4 protein-coding genes and 2 pseudogenes are annotated in these 5811 nt (G+C 72.0%); 2 read left to right on the top strand and 4 right to left on the bottom strand.

Translation table 11 applies throughout. From position 1 onward, the window contains the following. The coding region (locus CCN72_RS40955; RefSeq protein ID WP_244174576.1) for a type I polyketide synthase at positions 1–3242 on the bottom strand (3242 nt) is incomplete at its 3' end. Positions 3243–3424: 182 nt separating this feature from the next. After that, positions 3425–3778: a hypothetical protein gene (locus CCN72_RS31755; RefSeq protein ID WP_208638156.1), complete on the bottom strand. Its 354-nt coding sequence runs from the start codon at positions 3776–3778 to the stop codon at positions 3425–3427. A 158-nt stretch (positions 3779–3936) separates the two neighbouring features. Here CCN72_RS31755 and CCN72_RS31760 point away from each other — a divergent pair. Then, positions 3937–4329: pseudogene (locus tag CCN72_RS31760) on the top strand (nucleotidyltransferase domain-containing protein); the annotation flags it as partial. Between the two features lie 16 nt (positions 4330–4345). Here CCN72_RS31760 and CCN72_RS31765 read toward each other — a convergent pair. Then, a complete protein-coding gene (locus CCN72_RS31765; RefSeq protein WP_158101444.1) occupies positions 4346–4681 on the bottom strand; it encodes a VOC family protein in 336 nt (111 codons plus the stop codon). Positions 4682–4738: 57 nt separating this feature from the next. On the opposite strand from CCN72_RS31765, the gene CCN72_RS31770 reads away from it, so the two are divergent. Then, positions 4739–5278, top strand: coding sequence for a GNAT family N-acetyltransferase (locus CCN72_RS31770; RefSeq protein ID WP_086811620.1), 540 nt, complete (start codon positions 4739–4741; stop codon positions 5276–5278). A 209-nt stretch (positions 5279–5487) separates the two neighbouring features. On the opposite strand, the pseudogene CCN72_RS39285 reads toward CCN72_RS31770, so the two are convergent. Next, positions 5488–5811: pseudogene (locus CCN72_RS39285) on the bottom strand (hypothetical protein); the annotation flags it as partial.

Below are 5811 nucleotides of genomic sequence, written 5' to 3' on the forward strand. Positions count from 1 at the left end.
GTGCCGCTGATGCCGAAGGACGACACCCCCACCCGGCGCACGTGATCCGTCGCAGGCCACTCCACCGCCCGGGTCAGCAGCGCGATGCGCGCCGAGGACCAGTCGACGCGTGGGGTCGGCTCGTCGGCGTGCAGTGTGCGCGGCAGCACGCCGTGCCGGATCGCCTGCACCATCTTGATCACACCGGCCACTCCCGCGGCGGCCTGGGTGTGACCGATGTTCGACTTCACCGAGCCCAGCAGAAGGGGACGTTGCCGCGCCTCGCGCCCGTACGTCGCGAAGAACGCCTCCGCCTCGATGACGTCGCCGAGCCGGGTGCCGGTGCCGTGCGCCTCCACCGCGTCGATGTCCCCGGGGGCCAGCCCCGCGTCCGCGAGCGCCTGCCGGATCACCCGCTGCTGCGCCGGTCCGTGCGGCGCGGTCAGCCCATTGCTCGCGCCGTCCTGGTTCACCGCCGAGCCGCGCACCACGGCCAGCACCGCAAGCCCCGCGCGGCGCGCCTGCGACAACCGGCTCAGCAGCAGCATTCCGGCGCCCTCGGCCCAGCCCGTGCCATCGGCGGACGCGCCGAACGCCTTGCAGCGACCGTCCGGTGCCAGCGCCCGCTGGCGGCTGAACTCCACGAACGACGAGGGTCCCGACATCACCGTGGCGCCCCCGGCCAACGCGAAGGCACACTCGCCCCGGCGCAGCGCCTGGGCCGCCAGATGCAGGGCCACCAGGGACGAGGAACACGCCGTGTCCACCGTGAGGGCCGGACCCTCCAGCCCGAACGTGTACGCGATACGACCCGAGGCGACGCTTCCGGCGTTGCCGAGGCCGAGGTACCCCTCGACCTGCTCGGGCGTCCTCGCCAGCCGGCGGGCGTAGTCGCTGTACATCAGCCCGACGTACACCCCGGTCGCCGAGCCGCGCAGGGTGGCGGGGACGAGACCGGCGTACTCGAAGACCTCCCACGCCACTTCGAGCAGCAGCCGGTGCTGCGGGTCCATGGCCAGCGCCTCGCGGGGCGAGATGCCGAAGAAACCGGGGTCGAAGCGGTCCACGCCGGACAGGAAACCACCCTCGCGTACGTACGTCCGTCCGGGCCGACCGGGATCCGGGTCGTACAGCGCCCGGGTGTCCCAGCCACGGTCGGTGGGGAAGGGGCCGATGGCGTCCCTCCCGTCGGCGACCAGCCGCCACAGTTCCTCCGGGGATGCCACCTCCCCGGGATACCGGCACGCCATCCCCACGATCACCACCGGATCGTCGTCCGACCTGACCGCCTCCCGGCGCACGAGCCCGGCACCGGCGGGCGCGGCGGCGGTGCGTTCCCCGAGGTGGGCGGCGAGCGCGAGGGCCGTCGGGAAGTCGAACGCGACGGCCTCGGAGAGCGGCAGCCCGGTCAGCTCCGAAAGCCGCTCCCGCAACACCGTCGCCGTCAGGGAGTCCATCCCCAGGTCCCGCAGTGCGGTGCTCGGCTCCACGGCCTGAGGCGTACACCCGAGTACGGCCGCCACCTCGCCGCGCACCAGGGCCAGCAGCTCCTCCGGCGCCGACCGGCGCGGCTCGGTGGGCTCGCGGGTCTCCCGTCGTACGGGCTCCTCGGCGGCCTCCGTGCCCAACGCCCGTACGGGCAGACCGGCGAGGTCCCGGCGCAGGATCTTCCCGGAGGCGGTACGGGGAATGCCCGCCACCTCGAACAGCTCGACCGGCACCTTGGTACCGGACAGCCGCGCACGGCAGGCGGCGAGGACGCGCCCCCGGTCCAGCGCGGCGCCACCGGGCCCGGCGACCAGATAGCCGACCGGCACCTCGCCGAAGACCGGGTGCGGGCGCCCGGCCACGGCGGCGTCCGCCACCCCCGGAAGCCGTCGCAGCACCGCCTCCACCTCCGAGGGGTGGATGTTCACCCCGCCCCGGATGATCAGATCGCTCGCCCGGCCGGTGATCACCAGTTCACCGGAGGCATCGATCCTGACCAGGTCGCCGGTGCGGAACCAGCCGTCGCGCAACACCTCCGCGGTCGCCTCCGGCCGCCCGTGGTAACCGGCCATGATCCCGGGCCCGTTGACCCACAACTCGCCCTCGCCCGTGTCCCGCCCGTCGGCACCCCCGCCGACCCGGACCCGGGTCCCGGGCAGCACCCGGCCGCAGGCCCCGTCCGCCGTTGCCTCGCCAGGACCCGCCATGGTGACCGGGCCCGCCTCCGTGCTGCCGTAGTGCTCCAGATAGGGGGCCTGGCAGACCGCCTCGAAGGACGCACGGAACCCCGGCCCCGCCGCGGCACCACCGCTGACGCAGCCCCGTAGCGCGGGGGCGCCGAGACCGACGCCGTCCTCCTCGCCCCGGACCGCGTCGAGCAGCGCGGAGTATGTGGTCGGGACCCCGCCGAGCAAGGTGAACGAGGCGTCCTCGCCGCGCAGTTCACCGAGCACACCCGCCACCGAGAACCGGGGCAGCAGCACCGCGCTCGCCCCCACCGCGGTCACCCCGAGGAAGCACACGATCTGGCTCATCGCATGATGGAGGGGCAACGGCCAGAGCACACGGTCCCGTTCGGACAGCCCCAGGACACCGACGAGGCCCGTCGCGACCGGCGAGAGGCGGTTGCGCTGCGTGGACAGCACACCCTTGGGTACGCCGGAGGAGCCCGAGGTGTAGAGCAGCCAGGCCACTTCGTCCAACGCGAGATCGTCCCGGGCCGGCGTCCGCGGCTCCGTACCCGCCAAGTCCTCGTACGCCAGCGCCTGATCGACGGCAGCGGGGCGGTTCCCGTCCGCGCCGGCGTCCTGCGTCGGCCCCTCGACGTCCGCGCGCGAAGCCGCGCTCCCGCCCCCGTCCTCGTCGCCGCCCTCGGCCACGACGACGGTCAGTCCGGGCCGTGACGACAGTGCGTGCCAACGCGCCGGACAGGCCTGGTCGGTGATGAGCACCCGCGCCCCGCTGTCGTCCAGCAGGCGGGCCAGCTCCTCCTCCGAACTCCCCGGGTCCAGCGGCACGCCCACGCCGCTCGCGCGGATGATGGCGAGCAGGCTCTCGACCGTCTCGACACGGTTGCCGAGCAGCACGGCCACCCGGTCACCACGCGCCACACCGAGCCCGACCAGGTGACCGGCCAGCCGCGCGGTCCGCTCCTCCAGCTCCCGGTAGGTCAGCCGCCTGAACCGGTCCTGGAAACAGACCTTGTCCCCGAGGCGACGAGCGTGATCCCCGAGCAGCTCCGGCAGCGGCTTGACGACATCGGCGTGCGTGACCACCGGGTGACCTCCTTGAGATGACTCGTCGTTGAGGACTCGTCGTTGAGGACGGCCGCGCGATCGACCTGGTTGCCCGCGGGGATCTGCGATCGGGGGACCCCGTGTCGTGGGCCATGGCGAAGCCTCGTTCGCGCAGGGCCTCACGAACACGGGGCCGGAAGGGAGTTGGCGCGGACCCGGTGTCAGGAGAAGACGACGGACCGCACGAGGAGTCGGTCACCGGCTCCCGCGCCGGGACGCAGGGTGTAGTAGACGTCGCCCTCGCAGTCGGGGCCGAGGAAGACGGTGGCGGTGGCGTCCGTGCGGTTCTTGGGCGCCCGGCCGGCCGATCCCGGCTCGGAACCGGGGCCGTGCAGATTGATGCACTCACCGCTGGCGGGATCGTTCAGGAAGCCGACGGCTTCGTATCCCTCGGCGGTGGTGTACGAGTAGCGGAACTGGCCGGTCGCGGCCGATGCCGAACCCGGCGCGGCCAGCAGCAGAACAAGGGCACTACAGGCAGCGCCGAGGGCCGCCGTGAGGGAGCGAGCAGACACTGGGATCTCTCTTTCGGATGCTGAATCGGTCAGTGCCAGCGATGCCCTGAAAATAGTTGGATAGGCGCTTTGTCCCTCGAACGGGTTGCTACGTCGAGACCGCCGGACGCTGCTGGAGGAGCCGTCTCTCGTGCGGGCCGCGACAGTAGGTTGGTGCGATGATCGAATCTCTGCCGCCCGGCGGCGTCGTTCTCGACGCGGACGAACTGGAAGCCCGATGGGCGGATGCCTGGCGCCCGGAACAGGTCGCGGAGCGGTTGAACGGGGTCAACGTCCCCTGGTGCGTCGCGGCAGGGTGGGCGCTCGACCTGTTCCGCGGAGAACAGACACGGGACCATGGCGACCTGGAACTCGCGGTACCCGCGGCGGGGTTCGCGGAGATTCGGGACCGCTTCCCCGAGTACGCGTTCGACGCGGTGGGCTCGGGAAAGATCTGGGCGGACGCCGGGGCCGAGGAACTCGCTGCCACGCACCAGACATGGCTACGGGACCCGGTGAGTGGCCAGTTCCTGTGGGACGTCTTCCGTGAGCCGCATGACGGACATGGCTGGTCGGCGGCACTGGCGGTCAGCTGAGGTAGTCCGCCCGTCCTTCGTCGTCGAGTTCGAAGGGGCCCTCGGGGATGACGCAGAATTCATTGCCCTCAGGATCCGCCATCACCAGAAACCCGCCATCGGTGTACTCATTCAGCCTGCGTCCCCGGAGCCTCTCGATGCATCGCTGCTCGGCGGCGGGGTCGGCTGAGCTGACGTCGACGTGCATACGGTTCTTGCCGACCTTAGGCCCGGAGATCTGCTGGAAACCCAGCCCCAGGTCGTTCTCGCGTCGTGTCGACGATGAGTGCGTTGATCCTGAGAGTTGAGTCCACCCCGCCTGCCCGTCCCAGGAGAACCACAACGGCACTTGGTGCGGCCCGAGCGTTTCCGGTCAGCCGGTCTGACCACCTGTTAGCGTGCGCGGATGGAAGATCTCGGAGACATAACGTGGCCGCCTGAGCCGATCAGAACCGAGAGGCTCGTGCTCCGCGAGCCCGAGCCCCGGGACCGTACGGCGTTCATCGAACTGCTCGCCTCACCAGAGGTGCACGCCTACCTCGGCGGCCCCCGCCCGCGTGACGAGATCGAGCGCGAGATGCCCGAGACGCCCGAGCGATGGCCCGGAAGCTTCGTCGTCGATCTCGACGGAGCGATGATCGGCCAGATCCTGCTCAGACGAGCGACGGGGCACAGCCGACCGGCCGCCGCGGGAAAGGCCGACCTCGGCTATATGTTCCTGCCGCGGGCATGGGGACTCGGGTACGGCGTCGAGGCGTGCACAGCGGCACTCGGCTGGCTCGAAGACACGCTTCCCGGCGAGCCGGTGGTACTCACCACCCAGAGCGCCAACGCCGGCTCGATGCGGCTCGCGGCCAAACTGGGATTCACCGAGGTGGAGCGGTTCGAGGCATGGGGCGCCGAACAATGGCTCGGCATGCGCTCCCCGGCCACGCCGGCGAGTTGAGGCGGAGTACGCGACGTTGCACGTCAGCGGCTGATCGCGCGGCGAGCGGGCGCCCGCCCAGCGCCGCCATCCGGCGACGGCGAGCGGACGTCCGCCCAGCGCCGCCACCCGGTGGAAGAGGGGTGGACGGTTCCCGGAGCGCCGGAGGCGATGGCGCCGGAACCGGCACCGACCGCAGCCGTAGCAGCCACCCCCGCGGCGACTGATCTTCAGGCGGCGGCCTCCCGCGTGGCCCCCGGCAAGCGGGCCACGTCGGCAGGCCGGCCGTCATGGAACATCGAGGCCAGCTGCCGGTCCTGCACCCGTGCCCCATGTACCTCAAGCCGTTCCCGGCCGCCGGGCAGCGCCCCGAGGACCCGGTACCGGAAGGTGTTGCTCGCCAGAGCGAGCAGCAGCGCCCAGGGGAACCGGCGTCGCAGCCCAAGGTCGCGCATGCCGTCCTTCCCCATGAACGCGCTGAGGATGCTCGCCTGCCGGGCCCGCTCGTAGCGCTGGTGGAGCCGCTCGACGGCGGCACCGCGGTGCCCGAAGCC

It is taken from the genome of Streptomyces murinus (genome assembly GCF_002154555.1).
Lineage (GTDB): Bacteria > Actinomycetota > Actinomycetes > Streptomycetales > Streptomycetaceae > Streptomyces > Streptomyces murinus.

What these genes read in the sequence shown, in the direction of transcription:
- CCN72_RS31770 (WP_086811620.1), top strand. Translation starts at nt 4,739, where the DNA reads ATGGAAGATCTCGGAGACATAACGTGGCCGCCTGAGCCGATCAGAACC.